A 19413-nucleotide genomic window follows, 5' to 3' on the forward strand; every position below is an offset into this window, starting at 1 on the left:
GTAAGACCGGGAGGCGGCCATGGCATCGTTCCTGCGTTCCCTGCTGCTGCTCGGCCTGCCGGGCTTCGAAGCGCCGCTCGACAGCGGCCAGCGGCAGATCAAGGCCCTGCATCAGGCCAATCGCCTGGCCTTCCTCGGCCAGCATGCCCTGCTCTACTGCCTGCTCGACGACAATGGCATCGCCCGGCGTCACCTGCAGGAGAGCCTGGCCGGCCTGGAGGCGAGCACGCGCCAACTGCAGTGCCTGCTCACAGACGATGCCCTGCAACAACAGGCCGCGGCCCTGCAGCCCTTGCTGCACAGCTACGCCCTGTTGCTGCCGGCTGCCAGCGGCGACGACCTGCGACGCATTGCCCTGCTGCTGTCCGAGAGCCTGCTGGCGCGCACCCTGGCCCTCGCCGCGGCACTGGCCGTCGGCGGCCCGGGGCCGGTGGCGCGCTGGCTGGCCCTCTGTGGCCAGGCCTATGCCTACAGCCAGCGCACGGTCTGCCTGCTGGCCGTGCGCGACACCGCGGCACTGCAGATCGACCGCCCCGCGCTGCTGCTGGAATGCCGGGTGCGCTGCCACGGCGCACTCAACGAGCTGAGCAGCCTCGCCCGCTGCCATGAGGAAATCGCCGACCTGCTGAGCGATCTGGACCGGCTGCACAGCACGCCACCGCACGAACCTGGCGCGCCCTGGCTGCACCATGTCAGCAGCAGCCTGCTGCACAGCCTGCAGCGTCTGGAGCGGCCGGAGCAGTGAAACTGCCTCTTTGGAGGTAGCGCCTCAGAGGAATGGGCCGACCACAGCCCCCCACCTACCATGCCGGACATGGAGGTGGACCATGCTTACCGACTGCGCAACCCAGGCGTCTCTACGCCAGCACCATCTGTTCGACCGGCTGCCGGAGCCCCTCTTCCAGGAGGTCTGCTGCCTGGCCAACCACCGTCGCCTGGAAGCCGGCTCCGCCCTGTTCCATCAGGGCGATACGGCGGACCGCTTCTACCTGCTGCTCGAAGGCCAGATGACCCTGACCCGCGTGCTGCCGGAAGGCCAGGAAAAGCTGGTGGAGGTCATCGCCCCCGGCCAGAGTTTTGCCGAAGCCCTGCTGTTCAGCGGCGCCCGCCACTACCCGGTGACCGCATCGGCCTTCAAGCCGAGCAGCCTGGTCAGCATCGACGGCGCGCACTATCGCCGCGTGCTGGAAGAGCAGCCCAAGGCCTGCCTGGAGCTGCTCGGCAGCCTCAGCGTGCGCCTGCACCAGCGTCTCAACGAAATCGACACCCTGACCCTGGGCAACGCCAGCCGCCGGGTGGCGCGCTACCTGTGCCAGGAGCAGGAGGCCGGCAACGGCCATATCCAGCTGTGCGTGCCCAAGCGCCTGATCGCCTCGCAGCTGGGCATCCAGCCGGAAACCTTCTCGCGCATCCTGCACCGCCTGATCGATGCCGGCCTGATCGCCATGGAGCGCCGGGTGATCCGCGTACTCGACCGCCCCAGCCTGGCCAACTACCACGAATAGACAACATCGCGTCCCACGAGAGGAGTTCCCCATGCACGACCCGAAACTGCCCCTGGTCTACTCCTGCTCCGGCTGCTCCAACGTGGCGCAACTGGCCAACACCCTGGCCGTGCGCCTGGACCGCGCCGGGCTGGCGGAAATGTCGTGCATCGCCGGCGTCGGCGGACGCGTGGCCTCGCTGGTCAGCAAGGCCAACAGCGGCCGGCCGATCCTCGCCATCGACGGCTGCCCGCTGCAATGCGTGCGCGGCTGCCTCGACCAGCACGGGGTCAAGGCCAGCCAGCATCTGGTCCTCAGCCAGTACGGCCTGAAGAAACGCTACGGCGAGGACTTCAGCAGCGAGACGGTCGAACAGGTCTACCACGGCGTGGTCGACCTGCTGGGCAGCGAACGCATGCAGAAGCGCTTTCACGCCCCCAGGGCGGTGGGTGAGGAAGGCGTTTGCTGAGAGAGGGGATGCTCAGCAAGTGGCTGAAAAGGGCTGCCATGGGGTGCAGACGGATCGCCGCCAAGGCAGTGACGGGCAAGCGGTGGTCGCTGTTAACAGCCGTTATCGGCCAAAAAAAGTTGCTCAGCCAGGACTGCTTGCCGACCCAAAGCAATCACTCCTGACTGTTCTTGTTCAGGCTTGAGAAGGACTAGCCGTTACGCTCCCGCATCCTTACATCAGCTGCCGTGCGCCAGGCATGGGTTTGTCTGGTGGGTAGTGGCTTTTTGGTGTTGCCCTGATATAGCTTTGCCTCCGAGTATTTGGCGAGCATCCGCCTGAATCAATGCAAGGAAAAGGGATGAAGGGTTTCTTGGTGTTCTGTGTGCGCTGGTCTGGTGTGCTGTGCTTGGCCTGCCTAGCTTGGTTCTTGCTCGGGATAATGTTTGGCGGAGAGCGGAAAAGCCCAAGCCTGTTGCCGATTTACTTCTTCTGTGTTTTCTACGCTGTTTGGCTGGCCAAGATCATGGGGCACGTCTGGGAGCGAGCGAAGGAGTGGCGCTTTGGATGGTTGGCGCGTGGCTACATCTTGATTTTCTCCATCCCCGGCTTTCCTATTGCCCTCCTGAGCCTTCTGATCTGGCACAAGATCATCAAGTTCGACTACATCACTGAGCTAGCTGAATAGCTAGGCGGATAGGTTTACGCAGCACGCGTCAGTTCGCTGATCAACTGCGTTACTGGCGCCGGGCGTACCACATTGCCGAACAGGTGAATGGCCATCTGGTTGTTGTCTGGCAGCTGGTAGTAATCGGGAAACGACATGGCGACTCAGCATTCGCACTCTTTGGGTTCATCTCAATCAGCAGAACCCGAGTTCAGTTTTGGAAGTCCGCTTCATCGGCCAGAAGCTGCCGCTTAATGATACCTATCTAAGCCAAAGCGACTCACTCTATAGACGCAGACCAGCTTGAGTGGGAAGCGGTAATATGGTCTCTATGTCAGTTATATCTAACTCCCTTGTTATGGGGACGTCAGAGCGAGACGAGGGGTATTGCCAAAATGTTCAAATGGCTCTCCGATTTTAGCCGTGATGTTCGCATAAACCTTGATTGGCCAAGATTCAGCAAGGTAGAACATGCGCGCTATGTTACAGAGGCTTCCAGATCAAAAGCTACAGCGTAAGAGGCGGCACCGTGAGGAGTGGCTGGCTCTCCACGGTTAGGGTTTCAGAGGCAGTAGTTAAATCTTGTAGAGCGTTTACATTTTTTGACATCATTCAAACCAGCGCCGCTTCATGGCACGATTTCATTTCAGCATTGAGATCCGTATGAACGATCTGGCCAGTTATCTCGACAGCACACACTCCAGCGTGCAAATCGACTTGAGAAATGATCAGTGGCATCGCCTCGGTGGAGTCCCGAATACACCCGGTTGGTACTACATAAGCACGAACGCCCCTATTAGCCTTTTACAGCAACAAGCCATCTGGAGCCCTACCTATTCAAGAGCAAAGGATCATAAGATTACGAAGGTCAGAAATTACGACCTTCAGCATAGAGCCAGTCGTTATTCGGATAGCCTCTCTCCATACTTCAACACTAAATACGTCTACTCTGGTTTAGCATCGAACTTGCAAGCTCGCGCCCGAGACCACACCTTTGCCGACCCAGGAACCGCAGGCCTCGCACTTTCTAAGTACCCAGCGCTTTACAACTACGAGTGGATATTTAACTTTTTCACACTCAGCAGATTCATGGCTGATTGCCCATGTAAAGAAACTGTTCTCCGTCTTGGAGAGCAAGTTTGGCGCTCAAAACATGGCTGGCCTGTGCTCTGCGCAGAGTAAAACATTAGCGCTTCAGGGGGAGATATGAGCGCTCGGATTTTGGGTCTTAGGCAGCCGTATTCGAGCGGCCGCTTCTAGCCAATTCTGTTGAAAAACTCGGTGTGCGGCAGAGCTGCTTGTTCGCAGCCTGAAAAACATCCTAATCGAACGTTTCTACGTGAAATCTAGAGCTGCTCGACCACCGCAACGAGTCAGATTTCAGCCTCAGTTGCGTACCTTTGGCAAAGGAAATCGTCAAGGGAGTTTTTCAACAGAATCGGCCGATATCTGCCTCTCCCAGAGCTCAGCAAAATCCTGGGTACCCGACAACTCCGAAATCCAGATCAGGCCGCAGTCTGATCGCCTCCCCTACCCCGCAGCCCCAGCATGCCTGGGCAAGGCGCTGGAGATGAGCGCAGCGGCCAGCACGAAGGCGCTGGAGACCCACAGGCAGACAACCAGCCCATGGGCCTGGAATACCCAGCCCGAGAGCAGCGTGCCGATCAGCCGCCCCAGGGCGTTGGACATGTAGTAGAAGCCCACGTCCAGCGATACGCCGTCTTCCTTGGCGTAACTGACGATCAGGTAGCTGTGCAGCGAGGAGTTCACCGCGAACAGCGCGCCGAACAGCAGCAGCCCGCCGAGCAGAACCAGCTGCGCGGACCAGCCGGCGGCCAGGCCCAGCGCGATCAACGCCGGCAGGCCGGCCAGCAGCGCGGCCCAGACGAAAGCGGCGCGGCCGTCCGGCACCTGTCCGCGTTGTTTGCCGGTGATACGCGGCGCGAAGGACTGCACGATGCCGTAGCCGATGACCCAGGCAGCGAGAAAACCACCCACCATCCAGAAGTCCCAGCCGAACACCGTGCTCAGGTACACCGGCAGCGCCACCACGAACCACACGTCGCGGGCGCCGAACAAAAACAGGCGGGCAGCCGACAGGATGTTGATCGCCCGGCTCTTCGACAGCAGGTCGCGGAACTTCGGCTTGGCGCGAGCCTTGCCCAGGTCCTTCTTCAACAGCATCAGGCTGCCCAGCCAGATCAGCGCCAGCACGGCGGCCATCGCCAGCACCGCGCCGCTGAAGCCGAGCAGCGCCAGCAGCGCACCGCCGAGGAAGAAGCCGACGCCCTTGAGCGCATTCTTCGAGCCGGTGAGGATGGCCACCCACTGGTACAGCGTGCCCTGCTGGTTGCCCGGCACCAGGAGCTTGATCGAGCTCTTGGCGCTCATCTTGTTGAGGTCCTTGGCGATGCCGGACAGCGCCTGCGCGCCCATCACCCAGGGCACCGTCAGCCAGGCGGCCGGCACCGTGAGCATCAGCAGGGCCAGCACCTGCAGGCCCAGGCCGAGGTTCATGGTGCGGTTCAGGCCCAGGCGCGCACCAAGGTAGCCACCGACCAGGTTGGTGACCACGCCGAATATCTCGTAGAACAGGAACAACGCGGCAATCTGCAGCGGCGTGTAGCCCAGCGCGTGGAAGTGCAGCACCACCAGCATGCGCAACGCGCCGTCGGTGAGGGTGAAGGCCCAGTAGTTGCCGGTGACCAGCAGGTACTGGCGGATTTCAGGGGAAAGTCGGGTGAGAGCGTGCATGGTCGGACCTGGTGGAGGCGCCCGTTGATTGGACACCAGCAGTGACACGGGCCAGGTGGAAAAGACCCACGGTCGTTTTCCACCCTGCGTGGCGACGGGACACGGCAATCAGCCGGCCTGACCAACCAGCCGCGCCAGCTCCACCGCGCGATTGGCGTAGCCCCACTCGTTGTCATACCAGGCATAGACCTTTACCTGGGTGCCATTGACCACCAGGGTCGACAGCGCATCGATGATCGAGGAGCGCGGGTCGGTACGGTAGTCGATGGACACCAGCGGGCGCTCCTCGTAGCCCAGGATGTTCTTCAGCGGGCCCTCGGCGGCCGCCTTGAGCAGCGCGTTGACCTCATCGGCGCTGGTCGCGCGCTCGACTTCGAACACGCAGTCGGTCAGCGAGGCGTTGGCCAGCGGCACGCGCACGGCGTGGCCATTCAGCTTGCCGCGCAGCTCGGGGAAGATCTCGGCAATCGCCGTGGCCGAGCCGGTGGTGGTGGGGATCAGGCTGAGCCCTGAGGCACGGGCGCGGCGCAGGTCCTTGTGCGGCGTGTCGAGGATGCTCTGAGTGTTGGTCAGATCGTGGATGGTGGTGATCGAGCCGTGGCGGATGCCCAGCGCTTCGTGGATCACCTTGACCACCGGCGCCAGGCAGTTGGTGGTGCAGGACGCCGCCGTGACGATGCGGTGCTGCGCCGGATCGAACAGCTGCTGGTTGACGCCCATCACCACGTTCAGCGCGCCTGGCTCCTTGACCGGCGCACAGACCACCACGCGCTTCACGCCCTGCTCCAGATAGCCCTGCAGCACGGCGACCGTCTTCATCTTGCCGCTGGCTTCGAGCACCAGGTCGCAGCTGCTTCAGTCGGTGTCGGCGATGGCCTTGTTGGCCGTCACGCGGATGCGCTTGCCATTGATCACCACGGCGTCGCCGTCGCTGCCCGCCTCGTGCTGCCAGCGGCCGTGCACCGAGTCGAAGTTCAGCAGATGGGCATGGGTGGCGGCGTCGCCGGCCGGGTCGTTGATCTGCACGAACTCCAGCTCGGGCCAGTCCCAGGCGGCGCGCAGGGCCAGGCGGCCGATGCGGCCGAAGCCGTTGATGCCTACTTTGATGGTCATGGTGAATCCTCGTTAACGGCGAAGCGGATAGGTGGAACGCGTGGTAGTGAAGCCTGTCAGGCGCACAGGGGCTTGCGCCCCGGCCGGTCGCGCATCTGCCAGAGACGCTCGACGTCCTGGCGCAACCATTCGGCGTTGTGCTCCAGGGTCTGCCTGAGCACCTCGCTCGCCCACTCCGGCAGTTGCGGATGCAGGCGGTAGTAGACCCACTGGCCATTGCGCCGGTCCTCCAGCAGGCCGCTGCCCCGCAGCAGTGCCAGGTGGCGGGAAATCTTCGGCTGCGCCTCGTCGAGCGCCGCGGTCAGCTCGCAGACACACAGTTCCTGCTCCAGGCTGACCAGCAGCGCGATGCGCGCGCGGGTCTCATCGGCCAGGCATTTGAACAGCTCGGTCGGCGACAGCAGGCCGCTTTCAGCCACGGGCGCGGCCGGCCGGCTCTTGATCAGCACGAACATCTTCAGGCGCTCGTGGATCTCGTGCAGGGTTCTGCGGTAGGCGTCCTTGTGCGTGCTGGTCGCCGGGTCCGCGAAATTCCAGGCGATGTACTCGCCCGCCCCGGGCAGCGCCAGGCACTCCAGAGCGGATTTGTCACACAGGGTGATCACGTAGTCGAAGGGCTCGCCGGCCACCTGCCCGATGGACTTGCTGAACAGCCCCTCGCAAGAGATGCCAAGCTGTTGCAAGGCGCCGCGCGCACGCTCATCCACTTGCGTGGGCGCGCTGCCGGCGCTGAAGGCCTCGAAATGCTCAGGGTCGAGGTGGCGCAACAGGGCTTCGGCCATCTGCGAGCGCGAGGAGTTGGCTACACAGAGAAAGAGCACACGCTGTTTCTGGCTCATGTTGATCTCTATCAAATATGCACGGCAGCGAATATATTATTCTTCATATATTCGGTAAAGCGAATATTATTGAGCCACTAGTAAGCCGAGGATGGGCAGCAAAAGATGACCCCTGCATGTGAAGTCGCGACAAAACAGGCCTCTGGCGCGCCGCTCGGCTTTTTCGAGCGCTACCTGACGCTGTGGGTGTTCCTGTGCATCGTCGCCGGCACCGTACTCGGCCTGGTGGTGCCCGAGGCCGCCCAGGCCATCGGCGCGCTGGAGGTGGCGCAGGTCAACCTGCCGGTCGGCCTGCTGATCTGGGTGATGATCATCCCCATGCTGATGAAGATCGACTTCGCGGCGCTGCATGAGGTTCGCCAGCAGAAGGCCGGCATGGCTGTCACCCTGCTGGTCAACTGGGCGATCAAGCCGTTTTCCATGGCGCTGATCGGCTGGCTGTTCATCAAGGTGCTGTTCGCCGACTGGCTGCCGGCCGGCGAGCTGGACAGCTACATGGCCGGGCTGATCCTGCTGGGCGCCGCGCCGTGCACGGCGATGGTGTTCGTGTGGAGCAACCTGTGCAACGGCAACGCCAACTTCACCCTCACCCAGGTCGCGCTGAATGACCTGGTCATGGTGTTCGCCTTCGCACCCATCGTCGCCCTGCTGCTGGGCGTCTCGTCGATCCCGGTGCCCTGGGACACCCTGCTGCTCTCGGTACTGATGTACATCGTCATCCCGCTGGCCATCGCCCAGTTCCTCCGCGCGCAGTTGCGCAAGCGCGGTGCAGAGGCGTTCCAGGCCGCGCTGGCGAAGATTTCGCCCTTCTCCATCCTAGCCCTGCTGGCCACCCTGGTGCTGCTGTTTTCCTTCCAGGGCGAGGCCATCGTCGAACAGCCGCTGGTGATCGGCCTGCTCGCCGTGCCGATCCTGCTGCAGACCCTGTTCATCGCCGCGCTCGGCTACTGGCTGTGCCGCCGGTTGCGGGTGCGCCACGAGGTGGCCGGGCCCGCCACCATGATCGGCGCCTCGAACTTCTTCGAACTGGCGGTGGCCGTGGCCATCGTGCTCTACGGCTTCGACTCCGGCGCCGCGCTGGCCACGGTGGTCGGGGTACTGATCGAGGTACCGGTGATGCTCTGGCTGGTACGCATGGTCAATCGCAGCCGCGCCTGGTACGAACGCGCCCTGCCGCGCCCGTGAGGAGTTGAGCCATGGACATCTTCGCCTGGCTAAACGACCAGCTACTGCGCATGAACTGGCTGTCCGAGCTGGTGCGCCTGCTGGTCGAGAAGGTCTTCGGTCTGGACATGGCCAGCCGCCTGGGCGGCAGTCTGCATTTCTTCATCTACGACGTGATCAAGATCTTCATCCTGCTGTCGGTGCTGATCTTCGTCATCTCCTGGGTGCAGAGTTACTTCCCGCCCGAGCGCACCCGGCGCATTCTCGGCGGCATGCGCGGCTTCAGGGCCAACCTCACCGGTGCGCTGCTCGGCACGGTCACGCCGTTCTGCTCCTGCTCGTCGATTCCGCTGTTCATCGGCTTCACCAGTTCCGGGCTGCCGCTGGCGGTGACCTTTTCGTTCCTGATCTCCTCGCCACTGGTCGACCTGGCCTCGATGATCCTGCTGGCCAGCATCTTCAACTGGTCGATAGCCCTGGCCTACGTGGTGCTCGGCATCACGCTGGCAGTCATTGGCGGCAGCCTGATCGGCCGGGCGCGCATGGAGCGCTACGTCGAAGCCTTCGTGACCCAGCACCGGGCGCTCGACCTGCCCGCGGAACAGCTGACCCTGGCGGATCGCCTGCGCTATGCGCGCGAACAGGTCACGGACATCATCCAGCGGGTGTGGCTGTATATCCTGATCGGCGTGGGCATCGGCGCCGCCATCCACAACTGGATTCCAGCCGAGCTGATCAGCGCCCTGATCGGCCAGAACAACTGGTGGTCGGTACCGCTCGCCACGCTGGTCGGGGTACCGATGTATGCCGATATCTTCGGCACCCTGCCGATCGCCGAAGCCTTGGTGGCCAAGGGCGTCGGCCTGGGCACGGTACTGGCGTTCATGATGGCGGTAACGGCGCTGTCGCTGCCCTCGCTGATCATGCTGAAGAAGGTGGTGAAGGCGCCCCTGCTCGCCCTGTTCTTCACCATCGTGGTGGCCGGCATCATGCTGATCGGCTTCCTGTTCAACAGCTTCGCCCACCTGTTCCTCTGATCTCGTCACTCCAGGAGAGCCCACATGATCATCAAAATCCTCGGCAGCGGCTGCAAGAAGTGCGTCACCCTCACCGAGAACACCCGAACCGCCCTGGCCAACCTGGGCCGCGAGGCCGAGGTGATCAAGGTCACGGAGATCAGCGAGATCGCCGCCATGGGCGTGATGTCGACCCCGGCGCTGGCCATCGACGATCAGGTGGTGGCCATGGGTAAGGTACTCAGCCCGGCCGAAATCGAGGCGCTGCTCAAGGACCGCTGAAGCGCTCGCCAGCGCGTTCATCCGCGCTGGCACCCGCCGCGCCGGCCCTGTCACACATTCGTCATCGGCCATGCAGTAGGGTTGGGCGGCCCGCCGCGACCGGGGTGAGCGGGCAACGCCGTGACTCGACGCCCGCGGCACAGGGCTGACAAGAATCTCCCAGGCTGCCACTCTCGCCAGCCCGCAACCGCTCAAGCCACACCACCATGACCGAGCACACCGCCACCCACCGTAGCCCCTGGGCTGTTTTCCTGATTTTCCTGCGCCTGGGCCTGACCTCATTCGGCGGCCCGGTCGCTCACCTGGGCTACTTCCGCGACGAGTTCGTGGTGCGCCGAAACTGGCTGAGCGAACGCAGCTATGCGGATCTGGTCGCCCTGTGCCAGTTCCTTCCGGGGCCGGCCAGCAGCCAGGTGGGCATGGCGCTGGGGCTGTCGCGCGCGGGCTATGCGGGCGCGCTGGCTGCCTGGCTGGGCTTCACCCTGCCCTCCGCGATTGCCCTGATCCTCTTTGCGCTGGGTATCGCCAGCTATGGCGATGCCATGCCGGCCGGCGTGCTGCACGGCTTGAAGGTGGTCGCCGTGGCGGTGGTCGCCCAGGCCGTGTGGGGCATGGCGCGCACGCTGTGCCCCGATGTGCCACGCCTCTCCATCATGGTGGCGGCGACCTGCTGCGTGCTGCTCGTACCGTCGGCCTGGGGCCAGGTGGGGGTCATCATCGTCGCCGCGCTCATCGGCCTGGCGGCGTTCCGACCACAGCCGGGCACGGCGCATGAGCCATTGCCGATCAACATCCGGGGCCGCACGGGGCTGCTCTGGTTGGTCCTGTTCTGCGCCCTGCTGCTCGGGCTGCCGCTGCTCGCCAGCCTGTTCCCCAGCCCGCTGCTGGCCATGGTCGACGCCTTCTACCGGGCCGGCTCGCTGGTCTTCGGTGGCGGGCATGTGGTGCTGCCGCTGCTGCAGGCCGAGGTGGTGCCAACAGGCTGGGTCGACGGCGACGCCTTCCTCGCCGGTTATGGCGCGGCGCAGGCCGTTCCCGGCCCGCTGTTCACCTTCGCCGCCTTTCTCGGTGCCTCGATGAACCAGGCGCCGGGCGGCTGGCTTGGCGGCCTGGTCGCCCTGCTGGCAATCTTCCTGCCCTCGTTCCTGCTGGTGCTGGGCGCGCTGCCGTTCTGGGAGCAACTGCGGCGCAACCGCCGCACGCAGGCGGCACTGATGGGGGTCAACGCGGCGGTGGTCGGTCTGCTGCTGGCAGCGCTGTACCAGCCTGTCTGGACGAGCGCGATTCACCGCCCCGAGGACTTCGGCCTGGCCCTCGTGGCCCTCACTGCCCTGCTGTTCTGGAAGTTGCCGCCCTGGCTGGTAGTACTCGGCAGCGGCGCCCTGGGCGCGCTGCTGAGCAGCCTGCTGTAGGTACAGCGCCGGCGTCAGTGCACCGCCGCCCCCAGCTCACGCACCAGTCGCCAGAGCCTGGGCGGCAGCTGGTCGGGGTCGAGGCCGTCGAGCAGGTTCTTCACGCCCAGGCCCAGGTCGGTGTCGCCCTCGATCACCAGGCGCCGACGGAAGAACAGGGTATCCGGGTCCTCCTGGCGGCTGGCCAGCAACAGGAAGTCGCGCCAGGTGCCGCGGATGCACACATCCACGGCCTCGCGCTGCGCCACGCGCAGCTGCGTGCCCTGGCAGCTGAGGCACCAGGCCAGCCCGAGATCGCTGACCTCCAGGCGCAACCAGCGCTCCTGCAGCAGGTCGAAGGCGCCCTCGGCCAGCGGCGCGGCGAACAGGCGCGCGGCCGCCAGCTCGATGACCCGGCACTGCACGGCGAAGGGTACGTGGCGCCCGTACGGCAGCAACGGCTCGCCGAGTTTCACCAGCCACTGCGCCAAGCTCATAGCCCTACCCCCTCGACCGTCAGCATGCCGGGGCGGCCATGCCAGTAGCCGTTGCAGCCGCTGACCGCGAGCGGCGGCAGCGCCCCGTCACGCACCGCGGCGAACTCGCCGATCACCTGCCCCATGCCTTCGCTGCGCGGGCTCAGGCGCAACGCATCAACGCCGCAGGCGGCCAGCGACGGATAGTCGGCCAGCAGGTTGCCGACCTCGGCGGACATGGTCTGGATGCCGTTGAGGGTGAACAGTGGCTGCGCCTCCTGGCTGAGCAACGGGATGCCCTCCGGGTAGTTCTGGCAGCAGAACTGGCAGTCGTCCTTGGGCCGGTTCTCCGCCCGCGCGGTGAAGCAGCGCGCCGAGTAGGCCAGCGGCAGATGGCCGTAGGCGAACAGCTCCACTTCGGGCCGCGCGATCTGCAGGGCATCGAGCTGCTGCAGGCAGTCCTGCAGCAGGCGGCCGGAGCACTCCACCGGCGGCACCCAGCGCTGCAGGCCGCACTCCAGCAACTCGCGCAGGGCATGCGCGTTGTATAGGTTGAGCGCCGGCCCGGCGACGAAGGGCAGGCCGCGCTCGGCGAGCAGCTGCACCGCGCCCATGTCGTTGGCCTCCACCAGCAGCTCGCCGTTGTCGCACAGGCGGCGCAGGCTGGACAGCTCGGAGGCCGCCTCGACCAGCGCCAGGCCGGACAGCACCAGCTCGGCGCGGGTGCATTCGCGCAGCTCGCGGGCCAGGCCAAGCCAATCGTCCAGCGACAGCGCACGCCGCTTGGAGCAGACCGTTTCCCCCAGGTAGATGATGTCGAGCGGCTGGGCAGCCATCTCGGCGTAGAAATCCAGCAGCTTGCTGCGGCTCCAGTAGAACAACACGGGTCCCAGACTCAGTTTCATAGGCTCCTCACTGCCAGGATCGGTGATAGGCGCCGAGGGTCGTCTGGCTGCCTTCGGACAGCCCCGCCAGGTCCTTGCGCCAGCGTTCCTGCACGGCGAAGCGGCCGCCGGCATGGGCATCCAGCGCCTCGCGCCAGACCCGCGTGACCTGCTCGACATAGGCCGGGCTGCGCTGCCGCCCCTCGATCTTCACCGCGGCGATGCCCATTTCGGCCAGCTGCGGAATGAGGTCGATGGTATTGAGGCTGGTCGGCTCCTCCAGCGCGTGGAAGCGCTGGCCGTCGACCAGGAAGCGGCCCTTGCACAGGGTCGGGTAGCCAGCCGGCTCCTCCGGCGCGTAGCGATCGATAAGCACGCCGCCGAGGCGCGAACTGAGGCCCTGGGCCTCCTCCTGCCAGCGCACCGCCTTGGCCGGCGAGCAGACGCCGCAGAGGTTGGGCGATTCGCCGGTGACATAGGACGAAAGGTGGCAGCGGCCCTCGGCCATGATGCACAGGCTGCCGAAGGCAAACACCTCCAGCGGCACCGTGCTCTTCTCCGCCACCTGGCGCACCTGGGCCAGCGACAGCACCCGCGGCAGCACGGCGCGGCGGATGTTGTAGCGCTGCTGATAAAACGCCAGGGCGGCGGCATTGGTGGCCGAGCCCTGCACCGAAAGGTGCAGGTTGAGATCGGGGTGGCGCCGGCTGGCGTAGGCCAGCACGCCGGGGTCGGCGGCGATCAGGGCATCCACCCCGAGTGCGGCGGCCTGGTCCACCGCGCGCTGCCAGCGCGCCCAGCCTTGCGGCTGGGCGTAAGTGTTGACGGCGACATAGAGCTGGCGACCGCGCTGACGGATCAGCTGCAGGCCCGTCTCCAGCTGGCGTTCGTCCAGGTTGAGCCCGGCGAAATGGCGGGCATTGGTGTCATCGCGAAAGCCTACGTAGATGGCGTCCGCGCCTTGCTGCAGGGCAGCCTTGAGGGCGGGCAGACTGCCCGCCGGACAGACCAGATGCATGAGTCAACTCCTGCTCCAACGGCGATGCGCCACTCTAGGCGCCGTGGGCCTGCCCGCCTTGATTGCGGTCAAGCCGCTCAGAACCTGATTCAAAGTCTCGCGAGCTAGAGCAAAACGGCGGCGAAAACAGCCAAGGAAGCGGAGTTTACGAAGGGTAAATGAGCATTCCGCTACGCCGTGTCCCGGGATGTTTTCAACGTCGTTTGGCCGACGCGCAGCAGGCTTTGAACAGGTTCTCAGGCCAGCAAAGTGTCCAGCGCCAGAAACTCCACCAGTTCGCCAGCACCCAGGGTGCGCCCCGCCTCGACCACGGCCAGGCCCTCGGCCCAGCTCATGGCGCTCAGCATGGCCGACCCCTGCTGGGCATGGGGCACCACGCGCAGCTCGCCATCCTGGTGCTCGATCCGGGCGCGCAGGTACTGGCGCCGCGCATTGGCCTTGGGCCAGGCGAAACCGGCGGGCAATGGCAGCGCGCGGGGCAGCACGTTGCTGCGCCCCTGCGCCGCCAGCAGGAAGGGCCGCGCCACCACCAGGGCGGTGAGCAGCGCCGCCACCGGGTTGCCGGGCAGACCGATCCACGGCGTGCCGCACACCCGGCCGAAGGCGAAGGGCTTGCCCGGCTGGATGGCCAGGCGCCACAGGTGCAGCTCGCCCAGCTCGCGCACCGCCTGCTTGAGGTGATCCTCCTCGCCGACCGAAACGCCGCCGGAGCTGATCAGCACATCCCATTCGGAGGCCGCCAGGCTCAGGGCATCGCGGCTGGCGCTCAGTTCGTCCTCCAGCACGCCGCAGTCGTCCACTTCCAGGCCCCAGCCGCGCAGCGCGGCACGCAGGCTGTAGCGGTTGGCATCGTAGATCTGCCCGGGATACAGCGGCGCGCCCGGTTCCCGCAGCTCGTTGCCGCTGCTCAGCAGGCCAACGCGCAGGCGCCGGTGCACCGCCACCTCGGCGATCCCCAGGCTGGCCAGCAGCCCCAGCTGCGGCGCACGCAGGCAGATGCCCGCCGGCAGCACGCAGGTGCCGCGTTCGAATTCCTCGCCGCGCCGCCGCACGTGGTCGCCGCTGGTGCAGGCGGGCAGCCACACGCCCTCGCCCTCCAGCCGCACCAGTTCCTGCGGCACCACGCTGTCAGCGCCGGGCGGCAGCGGTGCACCGGTGAAGATGCGCACTGCATGCCCCGGTGGCAGCTCCTCCTGCGCCGCATCGCCGGCGGCGATACGCCCGGCCAGCGGCAGGTAACCCGGCGCACCCTGCAGGTCGGCGGCACGCAGCGCGTAACCGTCCATGGCGCTGTTGTCCCAGGCCGGCATCGGCCGCAGGGCGTGTACCGGTTCGGCCAGGGTGCGGCCCTGGGCCTGTTCCAGCGCCACCCATTCGGCCGCCGGCGGAGTCGGCACCTGGGCCAGCAGGTCGGCGATGGCTTCATCGACCGGGCGCAGCCCGGGCTGGTCACACGCGCAGGCGTTCATGCGCGCGACCCGCACAGCGCCGTGGCCTGCTCGGGCAGGCGCTTGAGGTGGGGAACGAAGTTGCACGGCCGCGTGCGGCAGTCCAGCTGCTCGCGAAGGATGCCGTTCCAGGCCGTGCGGCAGGCGCCGGGCGAACCGGGCAGGCAGCACACCAGGGTGCCGTTGCTGATGCCGGCCAGGGCGCGCGACTGCACGGTGGAGGTGCCGATCTCGCTCAGGGAAATCTGCCGGAACAGTTCGCCGAAGCCATCGACCATCTTGTCCAGCAGCGGTGCCACGGCCTGCGGCGTGTTGTCCCGCGCGGTGAAGCCGGTACCGCCGGTGATCAGTACCACCTGCACCAGCGGATCGGCGACCCAGGCACACAGGCGTGCACGGATCTGCCAGATGTCGTCGGGCACCAGTGCCCGCTCGGCCAGCGCGTGCCCGGCGCCCTCCAGCGCCTCGATCAGGGTCTGGCCCGAGCCGTCGCTGGCCAGGTTGCGGGTATCGCTGACGGTCAGCACAGCAATGCGCAGTGCCTGGAACTCGGGGTTGGACAGGTGAGCCATGTTGGCGCCTCCACAGTATGACTGGGTGCAGCCTGAGCCTGCGGGAGCGAACCGCCCATTCCCCAATGGAGGTATCACCAGGGGGCGATTCGCCAAACCTTGACCCCGGTCAAGGCTGCCAGCCGTCCGGGCACTAGCCTGAACGCGAAACAGAGGCCGCGAGGTGTTCACATGGCCAAGAAATTTCCGCTGCACCCCAGCCACCCCGAACGCATCTGCTGGGGGTGCGACCGCTACTGCCCGGCGGACTCGCTGGCCTGCGGCAACGGCGCGGACCGCACCATGCACCCGGCCGAGATGATCGGCGATGACTGGTACCTGCACGGTGACTGGGGTATCGAGGTGCCGGAACCGGCGGCGGATACCGAGCAACCGCTGCGCCTACCGAGCTGAGGGCTACCAGCGCTGGGCCGCCGCCGCATCACTGGCGCGCGCGTCCACCCACTGGCCGCCCTGCTCGCCCATTTCCTTCTTCCAGAACGGCGCCCGCGTCTTCAGCTGATCCATCAGGTAGGCGCAGGCCTCGAAGGCCGCCTGGCGGTGGGCGCTGCCCACGCCGACGAAGACGATCGGCTCGCTGGCCTGCAGCAGGCCGTGGCGGTGCACGATCAACACGTCCTGCAGAGGCCAGCGGGCCCGCGCTTCGGCCTCGATGGCGGCCAGCGCGCGCTCGGTCATGCCGGGGTAGTGTTCGAGGAACAGCGCCCGCACCTCCCCGGCATCGCCGTAGTCACGCACCAGGCCGACGAAGCTGGCCACGGCGCCGGCGCCGGCGCAGCGCGCCTGCAACTGGTCGAGCAGCTGCGCTGCGGAAAAGCTCGGCGTCTGCACCTGCACGCTCATTTCAGCCTCCGGTGACGGGCGGGAAGAAGGCGATCTCGTCGCCGTCCTGCAGAGCCTGATCGAGCCCGCAGAGCTCCTGGTTGCGCGCGCACATCAGGTTCTGCGCGGCCAGCGCCGACCAGGCACCGCCCCGCGCCACCAGGCTCTGGCGCAGTTGCTCGACACTGGCCAGCTGCGGCTGCCAGTCCAGGCGCTCGCGATCCAGCCCCAGGCGCTCGCGATAGCCCGCGAAGTAATGGACTTCCAGCATCCTTCTCTCCTCCGTTTTCAGGGGGCCAGGCGCTCGCGGCGCCAGCCCCCGGCAGTCAATTGGTAACGCAGGCGGTCATGCAGACGATCGGCTCGCCCCTGCCAGAACTCCAGGCTGTGCGGGACCACCCGGTAGCCACCCCAGCCCTGCGGGCGCGGTGGCTCGGCATCGAGGAAGCGGTACTTGGCCAGGGCCAGGCGCGCCTCCAGTTCACCGCGGCCGCTGATCACCTGGCTCTGCTCGCTGGCCCAGCAGGCCAGCCGGCTGGGCAGCGGACGGCTGTCGAAATAGGCATCGGCTTCCTCGCCGGCCACCTGTTCGACCTCGCCCTCGATGCGCAACTGACGCTCCAGCGCGGGCCAGTGGAACAGCAGCGCCGCGCGCGGATTGCCGGCCAGCTCCTGGCCCTTGGCGCTGCCGTGATGGCTGTAGAACACCAGCCCGCGGGCGTCGATGCCCTTGAGCAGCACCACGCGGCAATGCGGCCGGCCCTGTTCATCGACGGTGGCCAGGGTCATGGCGTTCGCCTCGCTCGGCGGCGGCTCGTGCGCCAGGGCCTGCTCCAGCCAGTCGTGCAGCAGCGTCAGCGGCGCCTCGGGCGCCTGCCGTTCGAGCAGGCTATGGGCCTGGTACTGGCGACGCATGCCGCTCAGTTGATCGCTCCTGTGCATGGCAACTTCTCCACAATGAGACCGCGCCAGTCTGCTGGCACGCCCCGGCGCCCACCTTGCGTTTGATCAAGGCGCCCGGTAAGTGCCCGAGGCGCCGCCGCTCTTCTCCAGCAGGCGCACGGCCTCGATGCACATGCCGCGGTCCACCGCCTTGCACATGTCGTAGATGGTCAACGCGGCAACGCTGGCGGCGGTCAGCGCCTCCATCTCCACGCCGGTCTGCCCGGCCAGCTTGCAGCGCGCGACGATGCGCACGCAGTCGATACCCTCGGCCTCCAGCTCGACCTTGACGCTGGTGAGCAGCAGCGGGTGGCACAGCGGGATGAGATCGGAGGTCTTCTTCGCCGCCTGGATGCCGGCGATGCGCGCCACGGCAAATACATCGCCCTTGGGGTGGCGACCGTCGGCGATCATCGCCAGGGTCGCCGGCAGCATGCGCACGCGCGCTTCGGCCAGGGCTTCGCGGCAGGTCATCGTCTTATCGGTGACATCCACCATGTTGGCGCGGCCTTGGGCATCGAGATGGGTCAGCATAGGTTTCTCCGGGGTCAGATCAGGTTGAGCCGGCGCGCCAGCTTGCGCAGGTTGCTCGGGTCGATGGCCAGCGCGCGGGCGGCGGCGGCCCACTTGCCGCCATGCTGGGCCAGAGCGTTCTGGATCAATTCGCGCTGATAACGGTCCATGGCCTGCTGCAGGCTCTCGCTGGATGCCAGCGGCAACGCCGCCGGGGCGCTGGCCGTCACCGGGGCCGAGCCATCCAGCCCCAGCCAGGGCGCCTCGATGCTGAGCAGCGCGGTACGCGACTCGGCCTGGCTGAGCACCTTGAGCGCGGCGCGGCTGATCACATGTTCCAGCTCGCGCACATTGCCCGGCCAGGCGTAGGCCAGCAGGGCGCGCTCGGCATCGGCGGACAGGCGCAGGCAACGCAGGCCGAGGCGCGCGCGGTTGAGTTCGAGAAAATGCCCGGCCAGCACCAGCACGTCACGCCCGCGCTCGCGCAGCGGCGGGATATGCACCGGGTAGACCGACAGGCGATGGTAGAGGTCGGCGCGGAAACGCCCCTCGCGCACTTCCTCGTGCAAGCGCCGGTTGGTCGCGGCGATCACCCGCACGTCGACATGCCGTGGGCGATCGGCGCCCAGCCGCTGGATCTCGCCGTTCTGCAGGGCGCGCAGCAGCTTGGCCTGGATCGACAGCGGCAGCTCGCCGATCTCGTCGAGGAACAGGGTGCCGCCGTTGGCCGCCTCGAAGCGTCCGGGACGGTCCTGGGCGGCGCCGGAGAAGGCGCCCTTCACATGGCCGAACAGCTCGCTCTCGGCCAGGGTTTCCGGCAGCGCCGCACAGTTGACGTAGACCAGCGGCTTGCGCGCGCGCGGCGAGCGGCCATGCAGCCAGCGGGCGAACAGCTCCTTGCCGACCCCGGTTTCGCCCTGCAGCAGCACCGGCAGCTCGGAGTCCGCCACCACGCCCAGCTCGTCGAGCAGCTGGCGCAGCACCGGGCTCTCGCCGAGGATCATGCCGCCCGTCTCGTCGCCGCCCTCGCCTTCCTCGCGCCGGGCCAGGCGCAGGCTGCGTACCTCGCCTTCGAGGCGACAGACGCGCAGGGCCGCCTCGATCAGCAGGGCATAGCGCTGCAGACGCTGGGTCGCGCCGCGATCGAAGCTGCCGGGGCGCAGCGCGTCCAGGGTCACCGCGCCCCACAGGCGGCCGTCGAGGTACAGGCTCATGCCCATGCAGTCGTGCACCGGCAGCGGCTCGTCGGGGCTGTCCTGCAGCAGGCCGTCGTAGGGGTCGGGCAGCTCGCTGTGGGCGGCGAACTGCAACGGCTCGCGCTGCGCCATGATCTGCGCCAGGCGCGGATGCCTGGCGATCACGAAGCTGCGCCCCAGCGTCTCGTGGGCCAGCCCCACCGCCGCCTGCGGGCGCAGGCTCTCGCCATCCAGACGCAGCAGCACCACGGCGCTGCAGGCAAAGATTTCGCGCAGGCTGGCCACCAGGCGCTGCAGGCGGATGGCGGCGGGCAACTCCCCGGCCAGGTCGGCGAGCAGGGCGTTCTGCAAGGGGGTGAAATCTACCATTTCGGGTATCCAGTA

General features: G+C 66.5%; 22 protein-coding genes and 1 pseudogene. 9 read left to right on the forward strand and 14 right to left on the reverse strand.

Annotated features, from left to right (window positions below; genetic code table 11):
• The first annotated feature begins 19 nt into the window (after positions 1-19).
• The 4 genes from PA6_RS09135 to PA6_RS09150 all read left to right on the forward strand — a co-directional run bounded on the left by PA6_RS09135 (position 20) and on the right by PA6_RS09150 (position 2620).
• Positions 20-745 (forward strand): hypothetical protein, encoded by a 726-nt coding sequence (locus PA6_RS09135; RefSeq protein ID WP_021700618.1) that lies wholly within the window; start codon positions 20-22, stop codon positions 743-745.
• Positions 746-827: 82 nt separating this feature from the next.
• A complete protein-coding gene (locus tag PA6_RS09140) occupies positions 828-1505 on the forward strand; it encodes a Crp/Fnr family transcriptional regulator (protein ID WP_021700619.1) in 678 nt (225 codons plus the stop codon).
• A gap of 31 nt (positions 1506-1536) precedes the next feature.
• On the forward strand, positions 1537-1953 hold the full coding sequence (locus PA6_RS09145; protein WP_021700620.1) for a putative zinc-binding protein: 417 nt from the start codon (positions 1537-1539) through the stop codon (positions 1951-1953).
• Between the two features lie 340 nt (positions 1954-2293).
• Positions 2294-2620 (forward strand): hypothetical protein, encoded by a 327-nt coding sequence (locus PA6_RS09150; RefSeq protein WP_021700621.1) that lies wholly within the window; start codon positions 2294-2296, stop codon positions 2618-2620.
• Between the two features lie 14 nt (positions 2621-2634).
• Here PA6_RS09150 and PA6_RS24195 read toward each other — a convergent pair whose 3' ends face one another.
• The 4 genes and pseudogenes from PA6_RS24195 to PA6_RS24430 all read right to left on the reverse strand — a co-directional run bounded on the left by PA6_RS24195 (position 2635) and on the right by PA6_RS24430 (position 7305).
• Positions 2635-2757, reverse strand: coding sequence for a hypothetical protein (locus tag PA6_RS24195; RefSeq protein ID WP_255209919.1), 123 nt, complete (start codon positions 2755-2757; stop codon positions 2635-2637).
• 1372 nt (positions 2758-4129) lie between these two features.
• A complete protein-coding gene (gene arsJ, locus PA6_RS09155) occupies positions 4130-5353 on the reverse strand; it encodes an organoarsenical effux MFS transporter ArsJ (protein WP_021700623.1) in 1224 nt (407 codons plus the stop codon).
• 108 nt (positions 5354-5461) lie between these two features.
• Positions 5462-6466 (reverse strand): annotated as a pseudogene (locus PA6_RS09160) (ArsJ-associated glyceraldehyde-3-phosphate dehydrogenase).
• A gap of 56 nt (positions 6467-6522) precedes the next feature.
• Positions 6523-7305: a metalloregulator ArsR/SmtB family transcription factor gene (locus PA6_RS24430; protein ID WP_021700626.1), complete on the reverse strand. Its 783-nt coding sequence runs from the start codon at positions 7303-7305 to the stop codon at positions 6523-6525.
• A 105-nt stretch (positions 7306-7410) separates the two neighbouring features.
• Here PA6_RS24430 and arsB point away from each other — a divergent pair, with 105 nt between their 5' ends.
• The 4 genes from arsB (at position 7411) to chrA (ending at position 11179) form a co-directional block, all read left to right on the forward strand.
• The gene (gene arsB, locus PA6_RS09170) at positions 7411-8490 is read left to right on the forward strand and encodes an ACR3 family arsenite efflux transporter (protein WP_021700627.1); all 1080 of its coding nucleotides are present in this window, start codon (positions 7411-7413) and stop codon (positions 8488-8490) included.
• Between the two features lie 11 nt (positions 8491-8501).
• Positions 8502-9506, forward strand: a complete 1005-nt coding sequence (locus PA6_RS09175) for a permease (protein ID WP_021700628.1) — start codon at positions 8502-8504, stop codon at positions 9504-9506.
• A 24-nt stretch (positions 9507-9530) separates the two neighbouring features.
• On the forward strand, positions 9531-9767 hold the full coding sequence (locus PA6_RS09180; protein ID WP_021700629.1) for a thioredoxin family protein: 237 nt from the start codon (positions 9531-9533) through the stop codon (positions 9765-9767).
• Positions 9768-9973: 206 nt separating this feature from the next.
• A complete protein-coding gene (chrA, locus tag PA6_RS09185; RefSeq protein WP_021700630.1) occupies positions 9974-11179 on the forward strand; it encodes a chromate efflux transporter in 1206 nt (401 codons plus the stop codon).
• Positions 11180-11193: 14 nt separating this feature from the next.
• On the opposite strand, the gene ubiT is transcribed toward chrA, so the two are convergent.
• The 5 genes from ubiT to moaB form a co-directional block, all read right to left on the reverse strand.
• Positions 11194-11655 carry a ubiquinone anaerobic biosynthesis accessory factor UbiT gene (gene ubiT / locus PA6_RS09190; RefSeq protein WP_021700631.1) on the reverse strand — a complete coding sequence of 154 codons (462 nt, stop codon included), beginning with the start codon at positions 11653-11655 and terminating at the stop codon, positions 11194-11196.
• Positions 11652-12539: a U32 family peptidase gene (locus PA6_RS09195; RefSeq protein WP_021700632.1), complete on the reverse strand. Its 888-nt coding sequence runs from the start codon at positions 12537-12539 to the stop codon at positions 11652-11654. The genes ubiT and PA6_RS09195 overlap by 4 nt, the downstream gene beginning before the upstream one ends.
• Positions 12540-12546: 7 nt before the next feature.
• Positions 12547-13536, reverse strand: a complete 990-nt coding sequence (gene ubiU, locus PA6_RS09200; RefSeq protein WP_021700633.1) for a ubiquinone anaerobic biosynthesis protein UbiU — start codon at positions 13534-13536, stop codon at positions 12547-12549.
• A 236-nt stretch (positions 13537-13772) separates the two neighbouring features.
• Positions 13773-15005 (reverse strand): molybdopterin molybdotransferase MoeA, encoded by a 1233-nt coding sequence (locus PA6_RS09205; RefSeq protein WP_021700634.1) that lies wholly within the window; start codon positions 15003-15005, stop codon positions 13773-13775.
• Positions 15002-15556, reverse strand: a complete 555-nt coding sequence (moaB, locus tag PA6_RS09210) for a molybdenum cofactor biosynthesis protein B (protein WP_021700635.1) — start codon at positions 15554-15556, stop codon at positions 15002-15004. Before moaB ends, PA6_RS09205 begins: the two co-directional genes overlap by 4 nt.
• A 171-nt stretch (positions 15557-15727) precedes the next feature.
• Between moaB and PA6_RS09215 the strand changes: the two genes are divergently transcribed.
• A complete protein-coding gene (locus PA6_RS09215) occupies positions 15728-15949 on the forward strand; it encodes a DUF3079 domain-containing protein (protein ID WP_021700636.1) in 222 nt (73 codons plus the stop codon).
• 3 nt (positions 15950-15952) lie between these two features.
• On the opposite strand, the gene PA6_RS09220 is transcribed toward PA6_RS09215, so the two are convergent.
• The 5 genes from PA6_RS09220 to norR all read right to left on the reverse strand — a co-directional run bounded on the left by PA6_RS09220 (position 15953) and on the right by norR (position 19398).
• Positions 15953-16399 (reverse strand): molybdenum cofactor biosynthesis protein MoaE, encoded by a 447-nt coding sequence (locus PA6_RS09220; protein ID WP_021700637.1) that lies wholly within the window; start codon positions 16397-16399, stop codon positions 15953-15955.
• Position 16400: 1 nt separating this feature from the next.
• Positions 16401-16649 carry a molybdopterin converting factor subunit 1 gene (moaD, locus tag PA6_RS09225; RefSeq protein WP_021700638.1) on the reverse strand — a complete coding sequence of 83 codons (249 nt, stop codon included), beginning with the start codon at positions 16647-16649 and terminating at the stop codon, positions 16401-16403.
• A gap of 17 nt (positions 16650-16666) precedes the next feature.
• Positions 16667-17320: a pyridoxamine 5'-phosphate oxidase gene (gene pdxH / locus PA6_RS09230; protein ID WP_021700639.1), complete on the reverse strand. Its 654-nt coding sequence runs from the start codon at positions 17318-17320 to the stop codon at positions 16667-16669.
• 66 nt (positions 17321-17386) lie between these two features.
• Positions 17387-17854 (reverse strand): cyclic pyranopterin monophosphate synthase MoaC, encoded by a 468-nt coding sequence (gene moaC / locus PA6_RS09235; protein ID WP_021700640.1) that lies wholly within the window; start codon positions 17852-17854, stop codon positions 17387-17389.
• A 14-nt stretch (positions 17855-17868) separates the two neighbouring features.
• Complete coding sequence (norR, locus tag PA6_RS09240) at positions 17869-19398, reverse strand: nitric oxide reductase transcriptional regulator NorR (protein ID WP_021700641.1); 1530 nt, start codon at positions 19396-19398, stop codon at positions 17869-17871.
• Between the last annotated feature and the right edge of the window lie 15 nt (positions 19399-19413).

Source organism: Aquipseudomonas alcaligenes NBRC 14159 (assembly GCF_000467105.1).
Classification (GTDB): Bacteria; Pseudomonadota; Gammaproteobacteria; order Pseudomonadales; family Pseudomonadaceae; genus Aquipseudomonas; species Aquipseudomonas alcaligenes.